Raw genomic sequence first — 23,039 nt, forward strand, 5'->3', positions numbered from 1 at the left:
ACGCTACTGTATTGCATGTATTTTATAGATTACTTTTTTGTCGTATCTGGTGGCGAAGATTCCTATAACACCACCCAATAAGCTTCCTAATATTCCAACAATGGAGGTGGATGCTGACATATTGCCAGTTGATATACCCCATGTAGCCCAGAACAACATAGCAGTAGCTATGGAGAAGTAAGCTACTTTTTTGTTCGCCCTGTTGGGGCAGAACAATGCCAGGCTAAACGGAACAAATATAAACACACAGCTTATAGAAAAAGATCCAGTTATTACGTCTAGGATCATTTTGTTGGATATCAGATTAAAAATAACGACAAGTATACCTATTCCCACAGAAACAGAACGAATCGTAAAAAGCAATTGACTATCACTCTTAGGGAATTTAAATATAGGTACTATCAGGTTTTTAGCTATAATTACAGAAGATGCAAGGACTCCTGCACTGGCTGTTCCCATTAGCCCAGATACTATTGCACCAAAAAACAAAACACGTGCTAAAAACGGAGTATAGTTGAGGATAAATTCCGGAAGTATCATCTGGGTATCAGTTGCAGCATATTGAGTCACCAAATCTGGTACCAGTATGGTTGCAGCGTAGCCAAAAACTATTGGACATAATCCTAAGATAAGATACAAAACACTTGCAGTTAGGGAGCTAGCGACTATCGTATTTTCAGTTTTTGCAGAGTTTACCCTCTGAAAAACATCCTGCTGCGGGATCAATCCGCAAGGTATGGTTAAAAGTGAAGATACAAGAGCAACTACCTCGGACCACGATCTGTTTCTGAGAAAATCCATTTTGTGTGCTTGCTGAGCATGATGGAATATTTCAGCCGGGTGTATCTTGCCAAAGATAAGGAATGACAAAAATATCATGCTACAGATAATAATGGTTGTTTGCAGAAAGTCTGTAAGAGCTACAGACCACATTCCACCAAACATAGTGTAAGTTACTACCACAGCTGATGATATTACTATGGACAACACATGCGATATGCTTTCTCCTGAAAGAACATCTATTATCAAGCTAAATGCCTGGATTTGTGCCGCAATCCATCCTATATAGGTTATAGCACTAACGAAACAAAACAATATCGATATCTTTTCCCCATAGTGATTGTGGAAAAAATCACCTACTGTTACCGTGTTGCATCTATATATGCGCCGTGCGTAGAATATCGCAATAGCAATCAAACACATGGCAGCACTAAAAGGATCCATAATAATACCAATTACACCATCACGAATGAATTTTCCTGACGATCCCAGTACCGAAGAAGCACCGAACCAAGAAGAAATTATCGTGGCCGTAGCAATGGAGAAGGGAAGATGCTTGCCAGCTATTACATAGTCCCGTGAAGACTTAACCTTTCTTCCCGCATAAACACCCAATAGGACAGAAAATATAACATACGAGGCGATGCTTAAATTTAACCAATTCACAATGATTCCTGTATTTAATACTTAATATTTATACGCATAATATATTAGCCAATTAAAACTACTTGGGTCTAAAAATTACATTTAGACTTTTTGAGGGCAACATACTACCTAAAACCATACCAAGAGCGCTTCCAGATACTCCAACCAATACACCAGGAAATTCAGAAGGTGTGAAATTAGAAAGAGCCCAAAACACTATGCCAAGTATGACGCTGAATAAAACTCCTTTTATATTGGCTTTTTTCCAGTACAATCCAGCCACCATGGGCACTAGAACCAATACTAGGGTTACGCTGTACGCGTTTAGTATCTGTTGATAAATTGAGTCTGAAGATAAAATATCAACTGTGGTAACTCCCAGAGCAAATAAAACAACAACCGCCCTAGATAGAAATAAGGCCTGCTCGTTAGTTATATCTTTAAATGGCCGGATAATGTTTTCAACTAAGGATACTGATGGTGCTAGCATAGATGCACTACCAGAAGTTAACAGACCAGAGAACAGGGCTCCAAAGAAACAAACTTTAACCGCAGTGGAACTGTATGTGAGTATATACATTGGTAGAACAAACTGGGGATCTTTTTGCATCCAGTGGTTGGATATGTCTGGGTGAGATATCTTTACGGCATATGCAGTTAAAATAGGCACCATAGAGATAAGTAAGTACATTGCCCCACCAATTAAGTGCGACGACCTGACAGTTCTTTCATTCGTAGCACTGTTTATTCTTTGTAACAAGTCCTGTTGTGGCATAAGTCCGAGCATCATTATGGATAAATTGGAAAATTGTGCTAATAGCGCACCCGCCGAAGTGTCTGGGAAGAAAGTAAATTTTCCCTGATTTATAGCTATTTCTACCAATGGAACAATGCCACCTAGTGGGGCGCTTACGGAATAAAACACCCAGAACAACCCTGATAGAACAGCGGCAGTTATTATATAGTTTGTTAGTGCTGCAGACCACATCCCGCCTAATATAGTGTAGGCTGTTATGACCAAACCGGATACAATAGCGGCAGAAGTTTTGCCAAAGGCTTCGCCAGTAAGAAGCTGTATGACTATTTGCGCTGCGTGAATAACACTTACCGACCATCCCAGGTAAGATGCGATTATGGCTAGAGACAGTACTTGCTCAACTTGACGCCCAAAGCGCTTACGAAAATATTCACCTAGAGTTACTACTTTTTCCCTATATATTGTTTTTCCCAAAAAAAGTGCAACCAACCACAAGCACATTGTTGTTCCAAGAGGATCCCCGAATATTCCTGATATACCCTTATCAACAAATATTGCAGGCGCACCTATAAGGGTGCCTCCACCTATCCAAGAACATACTACCACTGGTGCTAGAAGGTATACTGGCAGCTTGCCATCAGCTGATACAAAGTCTTCCAGTGTCTTAACATTGCTCGATGACACATAACTTAGTATGAGGATGAAGATAATAAAAACGGATATAAGACCTAATAACATGGGATATTGCCTTCCAGCATACTTGCACTCTATTGGATCAATAATTCAATAATTTTTTTTTTTTGACAAGATGGTTTTTCTATTCGGATAAGTATTGTTGGTATTATGTTGAATACTGATTAAATGCTATTGCATGATAAAGCGGCGTGGTTTCTAATTTGAGACCAGTAATGGGTTTTTAGTTACTATTTATTTTTGTAGTATCTCATAGGTACTAAGAATTGATGTTTTTGTTGAGATGATTTTTTAGTGAGTGGTGATTATGAAAAAGAGGTCTGTCCCATCAAAAATGCTTCAAAAGCCATTATGGGTTCCTACGCAAGAGCAAATTGAATCCGCTCAGATTACTCAATTTGCCAGGTACGCTATTGAAAAAAATGGGCTCAATATTAATAATTGGCCTGATTTTTATCAGTGGAGTATTGATAAAACTGATGATTTTTGGTGCTCTGTGTGGGATTTTTTCCAAATCATGGCGGCTCAACGGGGAGAAGAAATTACTCGTGGTGACCCTAATAGTTTCTCGGTAAAGTGGTTTCCAGGAGCTCAGCTTAATTATGCGCAAAATCTGTTGTATAGGGCTGATTGTAGTGATGAAGATACGGCAATTGGTTTCTACTCCGAAAGCGGAGAAAAGGTTTTAATGTCTTGGGGAAGCTTGCGTGAGCAGGTTAGGGTTTGTGCTTCTTCAATGCGCGCTGCTGGTATTGGTAGAGGGGACGTCGTAGTAGCAGTATTGACGGCACGTCCTGAAGCTGTTGTTATATTTTTGGCTGCATCTAGCATTGGTGCTATCTGGTGTGCATGTTCGCCGGAATTTGGTGCCAAGGCCATATTGGACCGCTTTTCCCAGGTTTCTCCTAGGATAATTTTTCTGATGGATGGTTACCATTACAATGGTAAAGACTATGACTGTTCAGAGAAAAATAGCCAAATTCTAAATGGATTATCTTCTGTAGAAACAGTCGTTTCCATAAAGACAGCGTTTTCTGAGCATAATGATAGTTTAGTTTCATTGACTGGTGCTGTAGATTGGTCAGAATGGATTACTTCTAATTTAGATGATCCCATATTTTTTGAGCAGCTCCCCTTTGATCATCCTTTGCTCATAGTATTTACCTCAGGTACTACCGGCAGTCCTAAATGTATTGTTCATTCTTCTGGCGGAGTGTTGCTTCAGCATTTAAAGGAACACGCTCTTCACAGTGATATTGTTAAGGGATCGAGATTTTTCTACTATGCAACTTGTAGCTGGATGATGTGGAATTGGCTAGTAGGCGGATTGGCTGTCGGTGCCACTATTTACAGCTACGATGGGTACCCGTTTGCTGAAAAAAATAGGGTTTTATTTCGCTTAGTTACTGAAGAAAAGATAACTCACCTAGGTTTGTCTGCTAAGTGGATCCACTACTGTCTCTCTGAGAATATTAAGCCTCTTAAAAAGCATGATTTGTCATCTGTTAGGTTTATTTTTTCCACAGGCTCAGTACTTAGTCCCGAAGGATTTGGGTATGTGTACGAAAATTTCAAGAAAGATCTGTGTTTAGCTTCAATATCTGGTGGGACTGACATATTGTCCTGCTTTGTGCTTGGCAATCCAATTTTGCCTGTTTTTGCTGGAGAAATTCAGTGTGCTGGACTAGGAATGTCAGTACAAGTTTTTGATAAAGCAGACCTTCCTTGTATTGGTATACCAGGGGAACTGGTTTGTACTAAGCCTTTTCCATCAATGCCAATTAAGTTTTGGAATGATGATGAAAAAGGTACCAGATATAACAGGGCTTATTTTGAGCGTTATCCAGGTTCTTGGTTTCATGGCGATTACTGTCAAAAAACCGAGCGCTCAACGTTTATTATCCTTGGACGCTCAGATGCAACTTTGAACCCTGGTGGAATCAGGATAGGAACTGCTGAGATTTACAATGCTTTGCGAAATTTTTCCTTTATACGTGGTAGTGTCGCTATTGGTCAGCCATGGGAAGGTGACGAGAGGATAATTTTGTTTGTTGCTTTGGAAGAAGGAGTCGATTTAGATGGTGATTTGTCTTCCAAGATCCGTAATTATTTGGCCACTCATGTTTCTCCCAGACATGTTCCATCCAAGATCTTGTCTGTACCTGATTTGCCAAGAACGCACAATGCCAAGTTGGCGGAGTTGTCTGTTCGCGCCACTGTGTTGGGTCATGAAGTATCCAATGCGGACGCATTAGACAATCCGGATGTTCTTGAGTTTTTCAAGGATAGAGAGGAGTTAACTACTGAATGAGTACTAAGTTAGTAACAATAGAATATACGTTTTTCCTAGATTGGTGGATTTGTGACCTAATCTAGGTTTGTGTTTACGGCCTGTATGTGTGTGAGGGGGATTGTGTATTTAAAAAGTATTAAGATGTCTGGTTTTAAGACATTCTTGGATCCTACTCTTATTGTTACAACATGTCGTTTGGTAGGTATCGTTGGGCCCAATGGTTGTGGAAAATCAAATGTTATTGATGCTGTACGTTGGGTACTAGGTGAATCCAGAGCGTCTGCTTTGCGTGGTCAGGGGTCTCAGGATGTTATTTTTTGTGGTTCTCAATCCCGTAAGGCAGTATCTAGAGCCAGTGTAGAGTTGATATTTGATAATAATTCTGGTAGCTTTCCCGGTCGCTGGAGTGGTCATGCAGAGATTTCCATAAAGCGAGTCATAACTCGCTCTGGTGATTCTGTGTATTCCATGAACGGGCAGACTGTTCGCCGCCGTGATGTCGTGGACGCGTTTTTAGGTACCGGCGTTGGTGCCTATGCGATCATAGAACAGGGTATGGTTTCCCGCCTCATAGAATCTAAGCCCGCTGAAGTTCGTCTATTTATTGAAGAAGCCGCAGGAGTGTCACGTTACCGTGAACGTCGTAGGGAAACTGAATCACGCTTAGTTGCTTCGATGGAGAATTTACAGCGGGTAGAAGACATTCGCTCTGAATTGCTTCGTACTTTGACAGTGCTAGAAGGTGAAGCTAAGGTTGCTAGTGAATACAAATGTCTCAATGATCGGCTGGATTATCTTAATTACTGGGTATGGGGATATAGAAAAATAAAATTAGAGTCCGATCGTAATAAAGTTCAACAGTCGTTGAAAGAAACAGAAAGTTTAGTTGCCAATGAAGATACGTTATTGTCAAAATCAGAGCTAGAGTTGTCTGAAATTAAAGCTGAGCAAGTTAAAATCTCCCTTAAAATAGATAACGCCCGGGAAATTATTTTTGAGAAAGGGAAAATTCTTACCAAAATTGAGTCAGAGAAAAAATATTTGCAAGAAAAGAAGAATGATCTTTGTGTACATAAGGAATCTATTCAAAAGAAGATTGATTCCACGGTAGAACGTCTTGAGGAAATAAAAGGCAGTTTGTTAGATGCTTCTAAGAATTTGGAAGTAAGCCAGGTGCATTACGATGAGATACTTTCTAAACATGATAATATCAATAATGAGTTGCAAGAGGCTGAGAGAGATTATAATGCTTCTGACTCCCAGTTTAGACTACTTGAGAACAAGTATCTCCAATTAACCCAGAAATTGGCTTTGCATGAAACTGAGAAAAGTTCAGCTCAATGTCAAATTGATGATTGGTCACAGCGTCTTATAGAATCAGAAGAGATGCTATCTAGTTTGCAAGTTTTAGATAATTCTGATCTTGACTCCATTGTGCAGAAGAAGCAGCAACATGAACATACTTTGTCCTCGTTGTCAGAGGAAATAGATAAAAAACTTGCACAAGTTGATAATATTAAACTTGAGCGTAGTGAGGTAATACGATCACAACATGAAATTCAAAATAGGACTATTGCTGTTCAGGCTCGATGTGAACTACTGGAGGATCAACAATCTACAGACACGGATGATTTTTACTTAAGCAAATGGTTAGGAGATAATACTGTTCGTCCTATATGGCAGTTCTTGAAAATAGAAAAAGGATGGCAAAAAGCAGTTGAAGTGGTTTTGGATTATCGCTTGCAAGCTGGATTTTTTGCAAATAATGATTATTTGCTTAGCTGTCTTGAAAATAGGCCTACCTCTCGTGCTACTGTCTTTTGTGACACTAATGTAGATATACCTGTTTGTCCCAATAGTTTGATAAATAAGGTAGAGATTATTGATCATAGATTTAAAGGAGCGCTCATTGATTGGTTGGCAGATGTTATTTGCGCTGATAATTTTTGTGAATTGATAGATAAAAAAAAAGATTTGGAACATAATCAGATATTGGTTACTCCAGAAGGCGATATTGCTACAGCAACTATGATTTCTTTTTATGCTAATTCATCTAATGGTGTTTTAGTTAGGCAATTGGAGATAGATGAGTTGCAAAGTGAAATTGCCAAGAATAATAATATGTTAAAAAAATACAGCTTAGATATTGAGCGCCATGATAAATGTATTAATGATTCTAATATAGATATCGATAATTTGCGGAATAAAAAAGATGTGATTTCTAAGTTGATCTATGATTGCGAATTGAGCATAATAAAGTGTGAAGAGCAAATTAAGTCTTATAATGACAGGAAGGCGCAGTTTAATCGTGTGCGAGATGAAGCAAAAAATAAAATGGAGCATTGGAGTACAGTACACGATAACTTAGTGCAGCTTATTTCTGATAAGGAAGATGAGCGGGCAGTTATTTATGCAGAAAAAGTTAAGGTTGGAAACACTGCTAATTCTTTGCGAGAACGTTTTGAGAAGGTAAAAAAAGATTACAAAGATGTATATCAGGAAAAGCAGAAAAGATATCTTCGAGTAATGGAATATAAGCAAATGGAAAAGCATCTAATTGATCTTAGGAAAGAGTTTTCATTGATACAAGAGGCTAATGAAAGGGAGTATGTACATTGCTGTGAAGAATTATCAGCTTGTATACTAGAGCAGGAAAATGAAGATGATAGTGAGGCTGCTATAGCCGAAAAGTTAAAGGCTGAATCTGAATTGGCCGCGGTGGAGGATGATAACGCTCGTGTGCAAATATTATTGAGCAAGCATGAAGAGAAAATACGTTCCTGTAGAAAGCGTAAGGAAAATAACCAATCAATGCTAACTAAGGAACAATTAAAATACGAGCGATTACATATTCAGTATTCCCAGTTAATGGAAAATAGAAAAGATCATTGGGAGTATGATTCGGATGAAATTTTATCTTGGTTTGCTAGTTGTTCATTTGATGATGTGTCAGATGAGATAAATCAGAAGAAAATTGAGATAGGGAAATTAGGAACTGTTAATTTAGGTGCTTGTGCCAAGTGGGAAGAGGAAAATAAACGGCATGATTTTTTGCAAAACCAAATTAATGATTTAACAGAAGCTATCAAAACTCTTAGAGATGCCATATCACAGATTGACGGTACCTCTCGCCAGAGACTGCAAGAAACTTTTGCTAAGGTTAATGAAAACCTGCTGCAGATTTTTCCACGTCTTTTTGGAGGTGGAGAGGCGCGTTTTGTTCTACTAGATGACGATATTTTAGTATCTGGTATGGATATAGTTGCACGTCCACCGGGCAAAAAAAATAGTAGCATTTATTTGTTGTCGGGAGGAGAGAAGGCCCTTACGGGATTAAGTGTTATCCTGTCACTATTTCAGCTGAATCCAGCTCCGTTTTGTCTCCTAGATGAGGTTGATGCCCCCCTAGATGAGGCTAATACTATTCGTCTAGGTAAATTAATCCAAGATATGGCTCTAGAAACTCAGTTCATATTTGTTACGCACAGTAAGGTATTTATGGAAATAGCCCAACAGCTTGTAGGTGTCACTATGCAAGAGTCAGGCATTTCACGTATAGTCGAGGTTGGATTAAGGGACACAGTTAATGTTGTTGATCAGGTAGAAAAAAATCAAGAAAGTGAGCTTATTCACTAAGTTCATAGAATGGGAGATTCTATGTTCCATTGGTACACAGTTGTTTTTATGTTACCTGTTTTTCTAGTCGTACCAGGCACAGTTTATATGATTAAAAAAAAGCAGCGCAGGAGCATGGATTTACGATCGTTTGATAATGGTGCTGAAAATTTATCACCAAAATCGGAAAGTGTAGTTGATAATGGTACTATAGATGAAATTGATACGGCATCTGATTTTAATGTTCCTATTCTTTGCGCTGATAATGATATGCATGGCTTTTCAACTTTACAAGAATCACTTCTAGATAATGGAATTTATCCCAACTGTTTATCTGATCAGGTTGATGATATTTTAATTATTAATTTTGCAGAACCAGTAACGCATAAAGATTTTGCAGAATTTTACTCTAGAGTTTCTTCCATACCACAACTTAGGATTTTTTATTGGCACAATCTATCCGGTGTATGGCAGCCATTTAGAGTTTCTTTTGAAACCAAGAGGATGGTATTTTCATTGCAGTTATGTGATCGTCAGTCGTTGATTTCGGAAGATGTTATTCGCTACGTTCATGAACAAGCAGAGTCTTTTGCAAAATCACGTAACGCTGTTTTACATATTGACAGTGTAGCTGATGTTATGTCCAAGGCAAAAAAACTTAGCAAATTGGTATCCGAGGTTGATGCCTCTGTAGCCATTAATATAATTCCTAAGCGTATTAATTTCTTAGGGACAAAGATTAGATCGTTATCTGAGGCCTCTGCGTGCTACTACAACAGTGAGTGGGGGTATTTTAGTCGTATTTCTACTAACGGTGTTGAACAATTCCGCCTTACTACACTAGATGGCTCACCCTTTGATTTGGATATGATGAAGCGCTTATCCTTCGGTGGAGTGTCTTTTTCTTTATATTTGCCTCACGTAGTTGATCCGTTCGATTCTTTTAATCAAATGTTGATTGTTGCTCGTCAGTTTGTAAAATCATTGGATGGGCAGATGGTCGATGATGAGCACCGTCCTTTGGTAGAAAAGCATTTTGATCTTATCCGTAATATGATAGAAAAATGGGTAAGTGATATGGAGGTTTTTAACTTAATCCCAGGAAAACATACGTCTCTTCGCGTTTTTTCAGAATCTTTGGTTGCAGATCACGCATAGTCTTGACAAAATGACCCCATGTTTATGCAATTGAGAAGGGGTATGTCTAAATCATCCCTACGAAAGAGACTACTAGATCTGCGCAGCCTGCTCCATGATTATTCCTATGCCTACCATACTCTTGATAGCCCTATAGTTGCTGATGAAGAGTATGACCGTTTGTTTATGGAACTTTTGGATATAGAAAAACATCATCCAGATTTGGTGTCTGCTGATTCTCCTTCTCAGCGCATAGGATCCTCCATTCTACCATATTTTAGTACAGTGCCTCATGAAAAGCCGATGCTATCTTTGATGAATGTATTTTTTCCTGAAGAATTTGCCCAATTTTATAGCCGCATAGAAGATACTGGTCTTGAGTTGCCACTTGCTTTTCATGCTAGTGCTAAATTTGATGGTCTTGCTATTAGTCTAATCTATCAGGATGGTGTTTTGGTGTGTGCAGCAACTAGGGGAGATGGGTTTGTAGGTGAGGATGTGACGGCTAACGTAAGGACAATACGCTGTATTCCTTTGCGCTTACGCTCTAAAAATACTATTCCTTCGTATATTGAAGTTAGAGGTGAAATTCTCATATTCAAGGAGGATTTTGAGAAACTAAATAAAGATCAATCTAGCAAAGGGAAGAAGGTTTTTTCTAATGCTAGAAATGCAGCAGCAGGTAGCATACGTCAGCTTGATTCTAGAGTAACTGCTGAGCGTCCGTTGCAGTTTTATGCGTACAGTATTTCAAGTGTCAGAAATTTTGCTTTACCACCCTATCATGGGGAATGTATAGATCTTCTATCAGGTCTTGGTTTTCCTGTTTTTGAACAATCAAAGGTTGTTGTTGGCCTACCAGAAGTACAATCATATTATGAGAAGTTTATGGAAGTTCGAGATGGTCTGCCTTTTGACATAGATGGAGTTGTATATGTGCTTAATAATATTCCCGATCAAGAAATAGTCGGCTACATATCTAGAGCTCCACGTTTTGCCGTAGCATATAAGTTTCCTAGTAAGGAATGTAATGCTGTTGTTGAAGATATAGTTGTCCAAGTAGGTCGTACTGGTGTTTTAACGCCAGTTGCTTGTCTAAAGCCTGTTAGGCTCTCTGGAGTTACTATTTCTCGTGTTACATTGCACAACGAATATGAGGTCCATAGAAAGGATATACGTATAGGGGATACTGTGCGTATTAGACGTGCTGGTGATGTTATCCCAGAAATAATTGCTACTGTTTCATCACTAGGAAAACGCGGTAAAGTTTTTGTTATGCCAAAAGTTTGTCCTGTATGCGGTACATCAACTGCGCGTGATGATGATAAATCTACTGTTTATTGTCCAGCAGGTATTTTTTGTTCCGCTCAAAAGATACGGGCGATAAATCACTTTGTTAGTCGTCATGCCATGAATATAGAAGGTCTTGGATTAAAATTAATCGAGCTTTTTGTAAAAGAGAAATTAGTCGATACTCCAGCTGATTTGTACAGCCTTACGGTAGATGATATTTCTAATTTGTCTGGTCTAGGAGATAAATCTGCAAGCAATTTGGTCTCTGCTATTAAGTCTTCTTTGTCCAAAGTTAATTTACAGCGCTTTATCTATGCCCTAGGTATCAGGAGTGTTGGTATATCTACCGCCATGTCTTTATCTAGACATTTTGGAACACTATCTTCTCTACAAAATACTACTTTGGAAGAATTGCAGGAAATACATGATGTAGGACCTGTTGTTGCAAGAGAAGTGTGTGAATTTTTTGCTATAGATTTACATAAAGATATGATCAAAAAGTTATTTTTACATGGACTCGATTTAGTAGAGAAAGAGAAGGTTGAGGCAAGTATAATCAATAATGCTATTTCAAATAAAACATTTGTTCTAACCGGAACATTATCAAAAATGACAAGAGACCACGCACGAGAGCTTATTGAATCAAATGGAGGCAGGGTTTTATCATCAATATCACGTTCTTTGGATTATTTAGTTGTGGGTGACAATCCTGGATCTAAATTGGAAAAGGCCAACCAGTACAACGTGTGCTTGTTGACCGAGGTAGAGTTCTATGCTCTAATCGGCGTTTTGGATTAGCGGGAGAGGTGTGGCAGAATCTGATCTTCCTCTTGGTGATAGGTTCCGTTGGGCTGAGGAGATATTTGTTCAGTCTAAGCTTCTCATGACTAAATTTCAAATTCAGGAAATCGTATCTGGGTTGTCTGCTCAGATTAGTCAAGATCTTGGTGTGCTGTATCCAGTCGTTTTAAGCATAATGAGAGGGTCTCTTATGTTTTCTGGCGATCTCATGCGTTGCCTGGGCTTTCCACTGGATTTTGATTATTTTGATGTATCCGTTTATCGCAACTCTACTTCTCCAGGTGATGTTAGGTGGAATTTAACTCCTAGGACCGTCCTTGACGGTCGTCATGTTTTGCTGATCGATGATATTTTGGATCATGGCGTGACGTTGCAAGCCGTTTGCGAATGGTTGTCTGAGCAAAACGTTAAAAGTATACGTGTGGCAGTTTTGTGCGAAAGAAAAATAAACAACTGCGATCCTAAAATCAGAGCAGATTACATAGGTTTCAATATTCATGGCAGCTCCTTTGTTTTTGGGTATGGCATGGATATTTACGGTTTTTGGCGTAACCTGCCTGCACTTTACTCATATGATTCTTCTGCTGTTACGGTGAGCAAGGTGGAGAAGAGCAGTGAATCTGGGTGATACCAAGCTTGGTAGGTTTGAATCTGTTCCCAACGAATACTCCCCAAATGTACTGGATCGAGTGCCTCGCTGTGCCTCCATAAGCCATAGTTCGTTTTTTTCTGGCTGTGATTATTGGTATGTACATGAATTATCATGGCTAGATCTAAACGGTTTTCCACTTCGCGGTGTTGCTACACTCGCTATTCCATCTACTTCTACTTTTATGGTGGAGAGTAAATCTGCTAAGCTTTATTTTAACTCCTTTCGTTTTTTTGTGGTTGGGTCTCAAGTAGCGTTGGAAGAACTTATAATTAAGGACTTTTCTTCTCTCCTGGGCTGTCCAATAGGATGCAAAATTAGCGATTTTCGTCATAATATTGGCACCCCTGATTGTGATTCTATTGGTTCGTGCTTGGATCATGACCCAATTGATAACATAAGTTACGATATCGATAGCTGCAGAAAGTACCTGAAGATTGATGAGGCGTCTCAATTTTGTAGCCTGAGGGTGCATACTAATTTGTTTCTAACCCACTGTCCCGTAACCTCACAACCGGATTTTGCAACCGCCGTGATTGATTATAGGGGGCTCTCATTTGATGTTAAAGGGCTGATGAAATACCTAATATCCTATAGGCATTCTAGAAACTTTAATGAGGTTTGTTGCGACCAGGTATTCAAGGATTTGCTAAACTCCTATTCTCCAGAGCATCTTGTGCTAGCCTTGTTCTACACTTCAAGGGGGGGGATAAGCATAACACCAGCTAGATATGGAGGAACCTCTGTAGACTCCTCCGTTCTATCCAATATACTTGGGGGGAACATAATCACAATATAGTTAGTGCAATAGATCCACTGCAGGAACATATTCTAGATTTAAATCATGCGCAACCGTTTCGTACACCACCTTACCTTTGCAAACATTCAAGCCGTTTCTTAAATTTATATCTTCCAACATAGCTTTTTTCCAGCCCTCGCTAGCTATTTTTAATCCGTATTGCAAAGTTACATTGTTTAGAGCAATGGCAGAAGTTTGAGGTACAGCACCAGGCATGTTTGTTACACAATAGTGAATAATGTCTTCTTCTATAAATGTGGGATTTGAATGACTAGTGGGTCTACTGGTCTCAAAACAACCACCCTGATCAATAGAAATATCCACCACAACTGAACCTGCTTCCATATTTCTTAGCATTTTTCTAGTTACAACTTTGGTGGCTGTGGCTCCAGGTACCAGTATGGATCCTACAATTAGATCAGCAGTTTCACAAACTTCCTCAAATGATTCAGTTATTGCGAAACGAGTTTGGACGCGATTTCCAAATATCTCATCCAATTCCTTTAGACGAGAAAGTGATTTATCCAAGATCGTAACTTTTGCTCCCATACCTACAGCAATTTCTGCAGCCCCAGTTCCTGCTGTTCCTCCTCCCAAAATAACTACATGGCCCCTTCTAGTTCCAGGTACACCAGATAACAATATACCTTTTCCTCCTTGCTCTTTTTCTAAGCAATGAGCTCCAAGCTGAACCGACATGCGGCCGGCAACCTCACTCATAGGAATAAGTAGGGGTAATTTGCCATTGTTATCAGTTACCGTTTCATATGCTATACAGATGCTTCCTGATTCTTGCAAAGACCTAGTTAACTCAAGGTTCGCAGCAAGGTGTAGATATGTATACATAATACAATCCGGACGTAATCTCCCAACCTCCTCGGGCTGAGGTTCCTTAACTTTTACAATCATCTCAGCGCGTCTAAAAATTTCCTCAGCAGAATCAACAATTATCGCTCCAGCATCTATGTACATAGTATCAGTTACACCAACACCTAATCCCGCTCCCTTTTCTACAAGAACAGTGTGGCCATGCTTAACATACTCCTTTGCAAAAACCGGGAGTATGCCTACGCGATATTCATGATTTTTAATTTCCCTTACAGTAGCTACTATCATAATTAGAGTCCCCACGAGCGAGATCGCCAGATCTTAGCAGCTAAGCTGGTTTTTTGCCATCAGTGTATGCGAGCAGATTATAAATTTTCACTTTGCCTACTGACCTTCTCGAAAGCTACTAGAAAATCCGAATTTTGAAAAATCCCGAATTCTCATCGTATACAATGTACGAAATACATGATCTGCATGATGTTGTACAATTTGTGCATGCAGTCCAAACGCTTCCCTCTGAATAGTGTTTCCATTCTCATCTAAGCCAAAGTACCGTACTTGAGTGAATCTTGGGATATTAGCTGTCATATTTGGTATGCATAAACAGCTTTCACGAAATTCGCAACTACTTCTAGTTAGCAACTCTATAGACGGATTGATTAGAGTAAAATATGGCACGTAGTCACGGCTATTCGGGTCCTTGCTACTTTCAGGTGTTCCAATTACCATAACCTGCTTGGGTACACCAATCTGTGGTGCTGAGAGCCCTAAGGTCTGGTGGTTGCGCTGAGTGTCTCTAAGGTCGCAAACGAGCTCCAGCAAATCTGGAGTGCCAAACGAGCTGACTTTCTCAGTCTTCCTGATTAGCAGGGGGTCTCCCATAATTAAGATTTTCCTGATCATAGTAAATAAAATCCAGATCTCTTAAAACTTGTACGATTCTACGCACAATAATAATATTTTTGTAAAATCATTAGACTTTAGATGGTTGAGTGTGCATAGATGCCACATTGCTCAAGGAAGCCAATTAACGTTATCAAAGGCATGCCCATTATAGCCGTTGGATCGTCAGATTCCAGCTTTTCTAGAAGGGCAATTCCTTTTTTTTCTATACGAATCCCACCAGCGCAATCATAAGGCTTATCCATACGTATATAATCTTTTATCAATTGAGGCTGTAATTTTTTTACGTGTGCTGTTACCAACTTTGAGGTCTGTAGACATACTTTTTTTTCAAGGTTCAGTAAGCACAGGCCAGTAAAAAAATTGATTACCTTACCTTGAGAATGTAACAAATACTCCAGGTTGGTCTCAAAATTACCAGGTTTTGACAAGTATTTTCCATTGCAATACGCTGCCTGATCGCACCCTATCACGTAGTCTGACGGGTGATTCTGCGCAACTTTACTGGCTTTCTCATACGATAGGCGATTACAAAAGTCGTACGGACCCTCGTTTTCATAGGGCGTTTCGTCTATTTCCGGAGGTTCAACCGTGAAGTCTAGCCCTAAATGCTTAAGCATTAGCGAGCGATAAGTAGACGACGAAGCTAAAACAATATTGGGTGGCATTGCTATTATGGTGTGATAGATAGACGGCTATTATATACGGTCTTGTATTTTATGTGCTACTTCAATTGATATATATGTGTACCTAAGGTCTAATTTGTAAAGATATCTTATTAGTTCTTTTCGACGAGTGCAGTTTGTGATAGAGTGGCCTTACTGTGGTTTTGTTAGAGGGTTGTCGTGTCATGGCTGTACAGCAGAATAAGAAGTCTCCATCTAGGCGTAATATGAGACGTTCGCATGATGGTTTGACTAGAGCCTGCGTGTCTGTTGAGCGTGCTTCTGGGGAGCCGCATTACTTCCACCATATTTCTGAAAAGGGCTTCTACAGGGGACGTCGTGTTGTCCCGTCAAAAGAAGAATAGTAGCTTCTGGTCTGTTTGATTTTCTTTCTAGCCAGGGGTTCGTCTTATATGACCATTCGCTTAGCGGTTGATTGTATGGGGGGTGATTGTGGGGCCTCCGTTACTTTGCCGGCCGTTGTCAATTTGTTAGATTCTAGTCTCGATGTTGTGTGTTCTCTTGTGGGTATAGAAACTGTAATCAGGAAGTGGATGGATGATAACTTCCCTGAGCGTTTGCTGTCGCGAGTTAACATTGTTCATGCACCAGATGTAGTTAATATGGATGAATCGCCCAATGTCGCGCTCCGTAAAAAAAGAGATTCCTCTTTAGCCAAAGTTATGGAGTTGGTTCAAGGTGGCGAGGCTGATGCCTGTGTAAGTGCAGGAAATACCGGCGCACTCATGGTTTTTGCGTACTTCATTATTAAAACGTTTGACTCCATAGAAAGACCTGCTATCGCAACAATGATACCAACGACTAGGGGCTCAGTTTGCATGTTGGACTTAGGCGCAAATGTTGATTGTCGCGCTGTTCACCTATTGCAGTTTGCCATTATGGGATCTCTGCTCACTAAAGCCGTAACCGGGATTTCATCTCCTTTGGTTGGCTTACTTAATGTTGGTGGTGAGGAAATAAAGGGTAATTCGGTAGTGAAGGAAGCTGTGCAGTTGATTAGACAGCAGAGCAATTTGAATTTTCATGGCAGCATCGAAGGATCAGATATATTTAATGGGATCGTAGATGTTGTTGTTTGTGACGGTTTTGTTGGGAACATTGTTCTAAAGAGTAGCGAAGGTTTATTGCATATGCTTTCTACTGCACTTAAACAAGAGTTTAGTAGTGGAGTTATGAATCGGTTGGCCGCTATTGCAGCTTACCCTATGTTGAGGCGTTTTAGAGATCGCTTTGATTCGCGCCGCTATAATGGTGCTTGTTTGGTTGGGTTACGTTCTTTGGTAATAAAGAGCCATGGTAGTGCTGATGCATATGCTTTCGAACAAGCCCTCCATTACGCTGCTAAAGCTGTTCGCGGGCGGTTTCTTTCACTTCTGGAGGACAGTATTACTAATGCTTTGGATAGTTGATGATCTACACAAAGGTAGTTAGCTCAGGATCTTATTTGCCACGTAGAGTGGTATCTAATAGTGAACTGAGTGAGTTCGTGGATACTTCCGATGAATGGATAGTGTCTCGTACGGGCATTCGTGAACGTAGGATTGCTAGCGATGATGAGGATACGGCTATGATGGCCACTTCTGCTGCTAGACAGGCTATTGATCGATTGTCTTGTTCTCCTTCCGATATTGATTGTGTCATAGTCGCTACTTCTACTCCCGATTGCTGTATGCCAGGGGTGTCGTGTTTTGTTCAACGCAACCTAGGTTGCTTTCAGGCGGCTGCATTTGATTTACAATCGGCGTGCGCCGGTTTTGTGTACGCTTTATCAGTTGCTGATGCATTTATACGGTCTGCACAATTTGAGCGTGTTCTGGTTGTCGGTGCGGAAGTTTTTTCTAGGTTTTTGGATTGGACAGATCGGTCTACTTGTGTACTATTTGGCGATGGCGCCGGTGCTATGCTGCTAGAAGCAAGTTCTACTCCCGGTATTCTAGCGTCACATGTGGTCTGTGATGGAAGGTACTCTGATGTATTGACTATTCCTTGCCATATTAATCACGGTTCCATAGTGGGTAGCTCACATATTCGTATGGAGGGTTCTACAGTTTTTAAGTTAGCTGTACATTCATTTGATAGTAGTATTAGAGCCGTTCTTGAAAAAGCAGGAGTGGATATTTCTACGGTGGATTGGTTAGTTCCACATCAAGCTAACGTACGTATCATCGATTCTTTGATCTCTCGTTTGGGTATGGATAACGATAAAGTTGTTATTACTCTTCCATTTCATGGTAATACTTCAGCTGCATCTGTTCCTTTGGCTTTTGATTGGGCTTGGGGGAAAGGATTGATCGAGAAGGGCCATCGTTGCTTGTTAACTGCCTTTGGAAGCGGTCTTAGCTGGGGTTCTGTTTTGATCGACATGTGAGAAAGTTATGTCCGTTGCTTTTTTATTTCCCGGTCAAGGTGCACAATTTGTAGGAATGTTGTCTGCATATAGAAATGTACCTTGTGTCAGATCTGCTGTTGAAGAAGCCAGTGATATCCTTAATAAAGATATGTGGTCGCTTATAGAACATGGTCCTATGGATGTACTTTCGTTAACAGAAAATACCCAGCCGGCTATGTTGCTGGCAGATGTTGCTTTGTGGCGTGTTTTTCTACACGAAGGGATGATCGATAAAGAGTCTGATGTATGGCTAGCAGGGCACAGTTTAGGTGAGTATGCTGCTTTGGTTGCAGCTCAGTCTCTCAGTTTTGAGGATGCACTAAGGATAGTTAGTTATAGGGCAAGGGTTATGCAAGAGGCTATTCCCACTGGAAAGGGATCTATGGCAGCCGTTTTGGGTATGCCTGCGGAGAAGATAGTAGAGATTTGTAAGCGCTTGTCTACTCCTTATGCTGTTGTAGAGGCTGCAAATTTTAATAGTTCTATGCAGACAGTTATAGGCGGGCATACTGAAGCTGTTGAGAAGGCGATTTTAGAGATTAAGAATAATGGTGCCAAGCAGGTGATTCTTTTAGATGTATCTGTTCCTTCCCATACATCTTTGATGAACAGTGCATGTGAGCAGATGTGCAGTTTTTTAGAAGAGATAGATTTCTCTAGACCAATATACCCAGTCATACACAATTTGACTGCTGATGTTTGTTTTGATACTTCTGGTATTAGGAAAATTCTTGTTGGTCAACTTAGTTCTCCCGTGCGTTGGGTAGATACAATTTCTTTTTTGCTTGACCAATCTGTTAGGCGCTTTGTTCAGTGCGGTCCTGGAAGTGTTATGCCCGGCTTGTTACGGAAGATTCCTGATATTGAGGTTTTGTTATCGTCTGACTACTGTCGTGTCTTTTAAGTGAAGGTTGAATTGTCATGGGCGATAATTGCAAAATATTTATTGTTACTGGTGCTTCTCGCGGTATCGGTAGAGCAGTTTTTTCAATGCTAAGTCGTACGTTTGATGATGTTATCATTATCGGAACTTCGACTACTGATAGTGGTGCAGACGAGTTGACACAGTATGCATCCTCCAATGGTTGGAAGGGATGTGGATATCGTCTAAATGTTGAAAACTCTGATTCCTGCAGAGAACTTGTCAAGAGAATTCAGGGAGATTTTGGGAATATTTTGGGATTGGTTAACAATGCAGGTATTACCAGAGATGGTTTGGCTGTGATGATGAAGGACAGTGATTGGGATGATGTTATAGCTACAGATTTGACGGGACCATTTTTGCTTACCAGATTGGTTCTGAAATCAATGATGCGTGCGCGCTGGGGTAGAGTGGTTAACGTGAGTTCGGTTGTTGCTTATTCCGGTAACCCAGGTCAAGCCAATTATGTTGCCGCTAAATCTGGGTTGGTTGGATTAACTAAATCTTTGGCACTGGAGATGGCATCTCGCCAGATTACAGTAAATTGCGTTGCTCCTGGTTTTATTGAAACTGATATGACCGGCAATCTTACTGATCAGCAACGAGATGGAATTTTGAGGAATATTCCTCTTGGGTACATGGGGTCTCCAGATGATGTAGCATCCGCAGTGACGTTTTTAATGTCAGACTCAGCACGTTATGTTACTGGCTCCACCATTCACGTGAACGGTGGATTGTATTTGGATTAATTATTTTTTATTGATTTATTTGTTCTCTAACTGGTATATAGTTGCTGGGCAGATCATGATTAAATTTCTAGCTTCGATCAGGAGTGTACTTTTATGGAAAATGTTGAACAGCAGATTAAAAAAATTGTGGCTGAGCAGTTGGGAGTCAACCTAGAGGATGTTAGTAATAGTGCAGCTTTTGTTAAGGATCTAGGTGCCGATTCTCTTGATACTGTTGAGTTAGTTATGGCATTAGAGGATGAGTTTGGCTGCGAAATTTCTGATGAGGATGCAGAGAAGATCTTAACCGTTCAGCAGGCCATTGATTATGTTAAGTCTCGCCAGAGCAATGGTAAGACTACTGAAGAGTAGCCATAAATTTAAGTTAATTTGCTTATCAGGTATTTCTTGAATGGGAATGGTATGTCTGGTTCTGGTCGTCGGCGCGTGGTTGTTACTGGGATGTCTTGTGTGACTTCTCTGGGATCTGTCGTCGATAATGTTTGGAAGAAGATTATCGATGGCCAATCTGGAATAAGAAAGATTAAGTCATTTGATGCAACGTCTTTCCCAACACATATTGCGTCAGAGGTTGACGATTTTTCAACAGATGGCTATGTGTCCCCTAAGGAAGCTAGGCGTATGGGCCTTTTCATGAAGTACGGTGTTGTTGCTGGAATGAGAGCCTTTAGTGACTCTGGTTTGGATCTTGGTGGTTTTGATCCCACACGGTGCGGTGTATGTATGGGCTCAGGTATCGGTGGTTTGCGTGAAATTGAGGCTGCATGTCTTAAGAATCCAGAAGGTGCTGCTAATAAGTGCTCTCCACTTTTTGTTCCAATGACAATAATAAACATGATATCCGGTTATTTGTCAGTTTTGTTAGGATTACAAGGACCTAATACTGCTGTTGCTACGGCTTGTGCTACGTCTACTCACGCTATTGGTTTAGCTGCTAGGCAAATCATGAATAATGAGGCTGATATTATGATTGCAGGAGGAGCCGAAGCCACGGTTACTCCTATGGGTGTGGCCGGATTTTGTGCTATGAGGGCATTATCTACACGCAATGATTTTCCCGAGAAGGCTAGTAGACCGTGGGATAGAGATCGTGATGGCTTCATATTAGGCGAAGGCTCAGGTGCTATTGTCCTGGAAGAATATGATCACGCGGTTAGACGTAGTTCAAACATATATTGTGAGTTGAGCGGTTTTGGTATGAGTGACGATGCTAGCCATATTACCGCACCAAGAGATGATGGTTTGTGCGCTGCTAATTGCATGCTTTTTGCAATGCGTGATGCCGGAGTAAACCCAGATCAGGTGCAGTACATAAATGCTCACGGCACATCAACTCAATTGGGTGATAGAGCAGAGCTTAAGGCAATTCGTCGGGCTTTCGGCAGTCATGCAGAGATGTTAATGATAAGCTCCACCAAATCAATGACAGGCCACCTTTTGGGAGCTGCAGGTGTAGTGGAAGCTATATTTACAGCTCTTACTCTTAGTGCAGGTGTTGTTCCTCCCACAATTAATCTAGATAATCCAGATAATGATGCCGTGGGACTTGATCTTGTGCCGCATGAATCGAGGCATTCGAACGTCTCAGTTGCTGTTAGTAATTCCTTCGGCTTTGGCGGTACCAATGCAAGCTTGGTACTGATGAAGGTTTAGAGCTAAGAACTTTTGACGCTACAAGGTTAGATTAAAAAAATAGCCAGCTTACCGGTCCAGTTTTATCTTTCATCCTTGAGGTGCTTATGTTTAATGACTCTTGAGTTCCCTATATTTAATGAGCAGTAGCAAATCTTTGCCGTGGGTTTTTGCCAACCATAATTGCTCGCTGTAGGTGGTGGTGGTAACTATGACTCTTCTTATACTATTGAATGTATCGTTATTAAAACACCCACTCGCTTACAGTGGATCAACCACCTTTGTTTCGACTATCATGATCATGAGTTTCTTGTTGTCATTACAATAGGGTATTAAAATCATTGCTCACTAATGCACTGAATCTATTGCTTGTCAACACACTTACTTTATATTTTATAAGAGTTATGTTTTATAAGAGTGTTTTTTAGGAAAATACTACTGCACCGTAAGGACAATTGTTGTGCTGGTACGTGCATTTAACTATGAGTCTCGTAGTAGGGATTTTATTTTATTTATTGTTAGTCATTTTTGCGAAGTTAGTCATTTTTGTGAAATTGGGCGTTTTTTTGAATTTCCTACTGCACGGCTAAAATATCCGCCAAAAGTATTTTTACCATCGTTTACCCTTTGGCGCTTCCAGGAATGGCTTTAGTTTTGTTGATATTGATTCCCTGGCACGAAATATCCTCGATCTTACAGTGCCTACTGGGCATTTCATCACTTCTGCTATGTCGTCATAGCTTAATCCTTCAACCTCACGTAGTATCAAAGCCTCCCTAAGTTCTTCTGGCAGAGATTGTGTTACCTTGTTTATTATTGCAGCAATTTGCTTGCTCATTAGTTCTAGTTCAGGTGTATCTAGGCTAATTATTCTTTCCTCATGGTTAGTCTTTTCGTCATCGTTAAGGTATTTGTTATCACTGATAATTAGGTTTCTTTTACCCAAAGTTTCTAAATGATTTTTTCCTGTGTTTATAGCAATACGATATATCCATGTATAAAATGCGCTATCTCCCCTGAAATTACCAATGGCTTTGTAGGCCTTGATAAAAACCTCCTGGGCAATGTCTTCTATTTCCTGTTGATCACGAATGAGTCTGTTAAGAAGTCTAATGATTCTACTTTGATATTTTGCTACTAAAGATTCAAAGGCACCATCATCTCCATTCTGGACACGAAGAACCAGATTTTTATCTGAGTTGTTTTCTATAGATGCAGTAACGGCTTTTTTATTCATATTATGTTTCCATTACCTAATAGCTTATTTCTATTGAGATAAGAACGGATGTTTATACTTAAGAGTACCTAACTTTTCCTAATGTGTTTCAAAGTCCTTCGTCATGTAAAGTGTAAGTGTATGATGAAATTGAATAAAAATATAAATTTCTACGATAGTTAATATAAATACTTTGCAATTCTATTGGCTTTTTGCGTAACCTAAGGCCTACGTTACATTTTTATAAAAAGT

19 protein-coding genes are annotated in these 23,039 nt (G+C 40.0%); 13 read left to right on the plus strand and 6 right to left on the minus strand.

Annotated features, from left to right (window positions below):
* Positions 1-3 precede the first annotated feature (3 nt).
* Both A6733_RS03120 and A6733_RS03125 read right to left on the minus strand, forming a co-directional pair.
* On the minus strand, positions 4-1,446 hold the full coding sequence (locus A6733_RS03120) for a high affinity choline transporter 1 (protein ID WP_175330506.1): 1,443 nt from the start codon (positions 1,444-1,446) through the stop codon (positions 4-6).
* Positions 1,447-1,504: 58 nt separating this feature from the next.
* Complete coding sequence (locus tag A6733_RS03125) at positions 1,505-2,866, minus strand: high affinity choline transporter 1 (protein ID WP_176696101.1); 1,362 nt, start codon at positions 2,864-2,866, stop codon at positions 1,505-1,507.
* A gap of 316 nt (positions 2,867-3,182) precedes the next feature.
* Here A6733_RS03125 and A6733_RS03130 point away from each other — a divergent pair, with 316 nt between their 5' ends.
* The 6 genes from A6733_RS03130 (at position 3,183) to A6733_RS03155 (ending at position 13,462) form a co-directional block, all read left to right on the plus strand.
* Positions 3,183-5,186 carry an acetoacetate--CoA ligase gene (locus A6733_RS03130; RefSeq protein WP_092402043.1) on the plus strand — a complete coding sequence of 668 codons (2,004 nt, stop codon included), beginning with the start codon at positions 3,183-3,185 and terminating at the stop codon, positions 5,184-5,186.
* 102 nt (positions 5,187-5,288) lie between these two features.
* Entirely contained in the window at positions 5,289-8,804 is a 3,516-nt protein-coding gene (gene smc, locus A6733_RS03135; RefSeq protein ID WP_175330507.1) for a chromosome segregation protein SMC, read from the plus strand.
* Positions 8,805-8,891: 87 nt separating this feature from the next.
* Entirely contained in the window at positions 8,892-9,941 is a 1,050-nt protein-coding gene (locus tag A6733_RS03140) for a cell division protein ZipA C-terminal FtsZ-binding domain-containing protein (RefSeq protein WP_175330508.1), read from the plus strand.
* 42 nt (positions 9,942-9,983) lie between these two features.
* A complete protein-coding gene (ligA, locus tag A6733_RS03145; protein ID WP_092402034.1) occupies positions 9,984-12,011 on the plus strand; it encodes an NAD-dependent DNA ligase LigA in 2,028 nt (675 codons plus the stop codon).
* Between the two features lie 10 nt (positions 12,012-12,021).
* A complete protein-coding gene (locus A6733_RS03150; RefSeq protein WP_092402031.1) occupies positions 12,022-12,642 on the plus strand; it encodes a hypoxanthine-guanine phosphoribosyltransferase in 621 nt (206 codons plus the stop codon).
* Positions 12,629-13,462: a hypothetical protein gene (locus A6733_RS03155; RefSeq protein WP_092402028.1), complete on the plus strand. Its 834-nt coding sequence runs from the start codon at positions 12,629-12,631 to the stop codon at positions 13,460-13,462. The genes A6733_RS03150 and A6733_RS03155 overlap by 14 nt, the downstream gene beginning before the upstream one ends.
* Here the strand turns inward: A6733_RS03155 and ald are convergent, their stop codons facing one another.
* The 3 genes from ald to A6733_RS03170 form a co-directional block, all read right to left on the minus strand.
* Positions 13,463-14,578: an alanine dehydrogenase gene (ald, locus tag A6733_RS03160; protein WP_092402025.1), complete on the minus strand. Its 1,116-nt coding sequence runs from the start codon at positions 14,576-14,578 to the stop codon at positions 13,463-13,465.
* Positions 14,579-14,674: 96 nt separating this feature from the next.
* On the minus strand, positions 14,675-15,193 hold the full coding sequence (locus A6733_RS03165; protein WP_092402020.1) for a peptide deformylase: 519 nt from the start codon (positions 15,191-15,193) through the stop codon (positions 14,675-14,677).
* A gap of 77 nt (positions 15,194-15,270) precedes the next feature.
* On the minus strand, positions 15,271-15,861 hold the full coding sequence (locus tag A6733_RS03170) for a Maf family protein (RefSeq protein WP_092402017.1): 591 nt from the start codon (positions 15,859-15,861) through the stop codon (positions 15,271-15,273).
* 182 nt (positions 15,862-16,043) lie between these two features.
* Here A6733_RS03170 and rpmF point away from each other — a divergent pair, with 182 nt between their 5' ends.
* The 7 genes from rpmF (at position 16,044) to fabF (ending at position 21,592) form a co-directional block, all read left to right on the plus strand.
* The gene (rpmF, locus tag A6733_RS03175; protein ID WP_092402082.1) at positions 16,044-16,223 is read left to right on the plus strand and encodes a 50S ribosomal protein L32; all 180 of its coding nucleotides are present in this window, start codon (positions 16,044-16,046) and stop codon (positions 16,221-16,223) included.
* A 48-nt stretch (positions 16,224-16,271) separates the two neighbouring features.
* Complete coding sequence (gene plsX / locus A6733_RS03180; protein ID WP_092402014.1) at positions 16,272-17,288, plus strand: phosphate acyltransferase PlsX; 1,017 nt, start codon at positions 16,272-16,274, stop codon at positions 17,286-17,288.
* The gene (locus tag A6733_RS03185) at positions 17,288-18,247 is read left to right on the plus strand and encodes a beta-ketoacyl-ACP synthase III (RefSeq protein WP_092402011.1); all 960 of its coding nucleotides are present in this window, start codon (positions 17,288-17,290) and stop codon (positions 18,245-18,247) included. The genes plsX and A6733_RS03185 overlap by 1 nt, the downstream gene beginning before the upstream one ends.
* A 7-nt stretch (positions 18,248-18,254) precedes the next feature.
* Positions 18,255-19,172 carry an ACP S-malonyltransferase gene (gene fabD / locus A6733_RS03190; RefSeq protein ID WP_092402008.1) on the plus strand — a complete coding sequence of 306 codons (918 nt, stop codon included), beginning with the start codon at positions 18,255-18,257 and terminating at the stop codon, positions 19,170-19,172.
* A gap of 17 nt (positions 19,173-19,189) precedes the next feature.
* Entirely contained in the window at positions 19,190-19,939 is a 750-nt protein-coding gene (fabG, locus tag A6733_RS03195; RefSeq protein WP_092402005.1) for a 3-oxoacyl-[acyl-carrier-protein] reductase, read from the plus strand.
* A gap of 93 nt (positions 19,940-20,032) precedes the next feature.
* Positions 20,033-20,290, plus strand: coding sequence for an acyl carrier protein (acpP, locus tag A6733_RS03200; protein ID WP_092402002.1), 258 nt, complete (start codon positions 20,033-20,035; stop codon positions 20,288-20,290).
* 51 nt (positions 20,291-20,341) lie between these two features.
* The gene (gene fabF / locus A6733_RS03205) at positions 20,342-21,592 is read left to right on the plus strand and encodes a beta-ketoacyl-ACP synthase II (protein ID WP_092401999.1); all 1,251 of its coding nucleotides are present in this window, start codon (positions 20,342-20,344) and stop codon (positions 21,590-21,592) included.
* Between the two features lie 589 nt (positions 21,593-22,181).
* On the opposite strand, the gene rpoE is transcribed toward fabF, so the two are convergent.
* Complete coding sequence (gene rpoE, locus A6733_RS03210; RefSeq protein WP_092401996.1) at positions 22,182-22,808, minus strand: RNA polymerase sigma factor RpoE; 627 nt, start codon at positions 22,806-22,808, stop codon at positions 22,182-22,184.
* Between the last annotated feature and the right edge of the window lie 231 nt (positions 22,809-23,039).

The organism is Candidatus Ichthyocystis sparus (genome assembly GCF_900078745.1).
Classification (GTDB): Bacteria; Pseudomonadota; Gammaproteobacteria; order Burkholderiales; family 2013Ark19i; genus Ichthyocystis; species Ichthyocystis sparus.

Bases quoted from the DNA above. Each gene is read 5' to 3' on its own strand.
- A6733_RS03130 (WP_092402043.1), top strand. From the start codon at position 3,183: ATGAAAAAGAGGTCTGTCCCATCAAAAATGCTTCAAAAGCCATTATGG.
- A6733_RS03140 (WP_175330508.1), top strand. From the start codon at position 8,892: ATGATTAAAAAAAAGCAGCGCAGGAGCATGGATTTACGATCGTTTGAT.
- ligA (WP_092402034.1), top strand. From the start codon at position 9,984: ATGTCTAAATCATCCCTACGAAAGAGACTACTAGATCTGCGCAGCCTG.
- ald (WP_092402025.1), bottom strand. From the start codon at position 14,578: ATGATAGTAGCTACTGTAAGGGAAATTAAAAATCATGAATATCGCGTA.
- A6733_RS03165 (WP_092402020.1), bottom strand. From the start codon at position 15,193: ATGATCAGGAAAATCTTAATTATGGGAGACCCCCTGCTAATCAGGAAG.
- A6733_RS03170 (WP_092402017.1), bottom strand. From the start codon at position 15,861: ATGCCACCCAATATTGTTTTAGCTTCGTCGTCTACTTATCGCTCGCTA.
- rpmF (WP_092402082.1), top strand. From the start codon at position 16,044: ATGGCTGTACAGCAGAATAAGAAGTCTCCATCTAGGCGTAATATGAGA.
- plsX (WP_092402014.1), top strand. From the start codon at position 16,272: ATGACCATTCGCTTAGCGGTTGATTGTATGGGGGGTGATTGTGGGGCC.
- A6733_RS03185 (WP_092402011.1), top strand. From the start codon at position 17,288: ATGATCTACACAAAGGTAGTTAGCTCAGGATCTTATTTGCCACGTAGA.
- fabD (WP_092402008.1), top strand. From the start codon at position 18,255: ATGTCCGTTGCTTTTTTATTTCCCGGTCAAGGTGCACAATTTGTAGGA.
- fabG (WP_092402005.1), top strand. From the start codon at position 19,190: ATGGGCGATAATTGCAAAATATTTATTGTTACTGGTGCTTCTCGCGGT.
- acpP (WP_092402002.1), top strand. From the start codon at position 20,033: ATGGAAAATGTTGAACAGCAGATTAAAAAAATTGTGGCTGAGCAGTTG.
- fabF (WP_092401999.1), top strand. From the start codon at position 20,342: ATGTCTGGTTCTGGTCGTCGGCGCGTGGTTGTTACTGGGATGTCTTGT.
- rpoE (WP_092401996.1), bottom strand. From the start codon at position 22,808: ATGAATAAAAAAGCCGTTACTGCATCTATAGAAAACAACTCAGATAAA.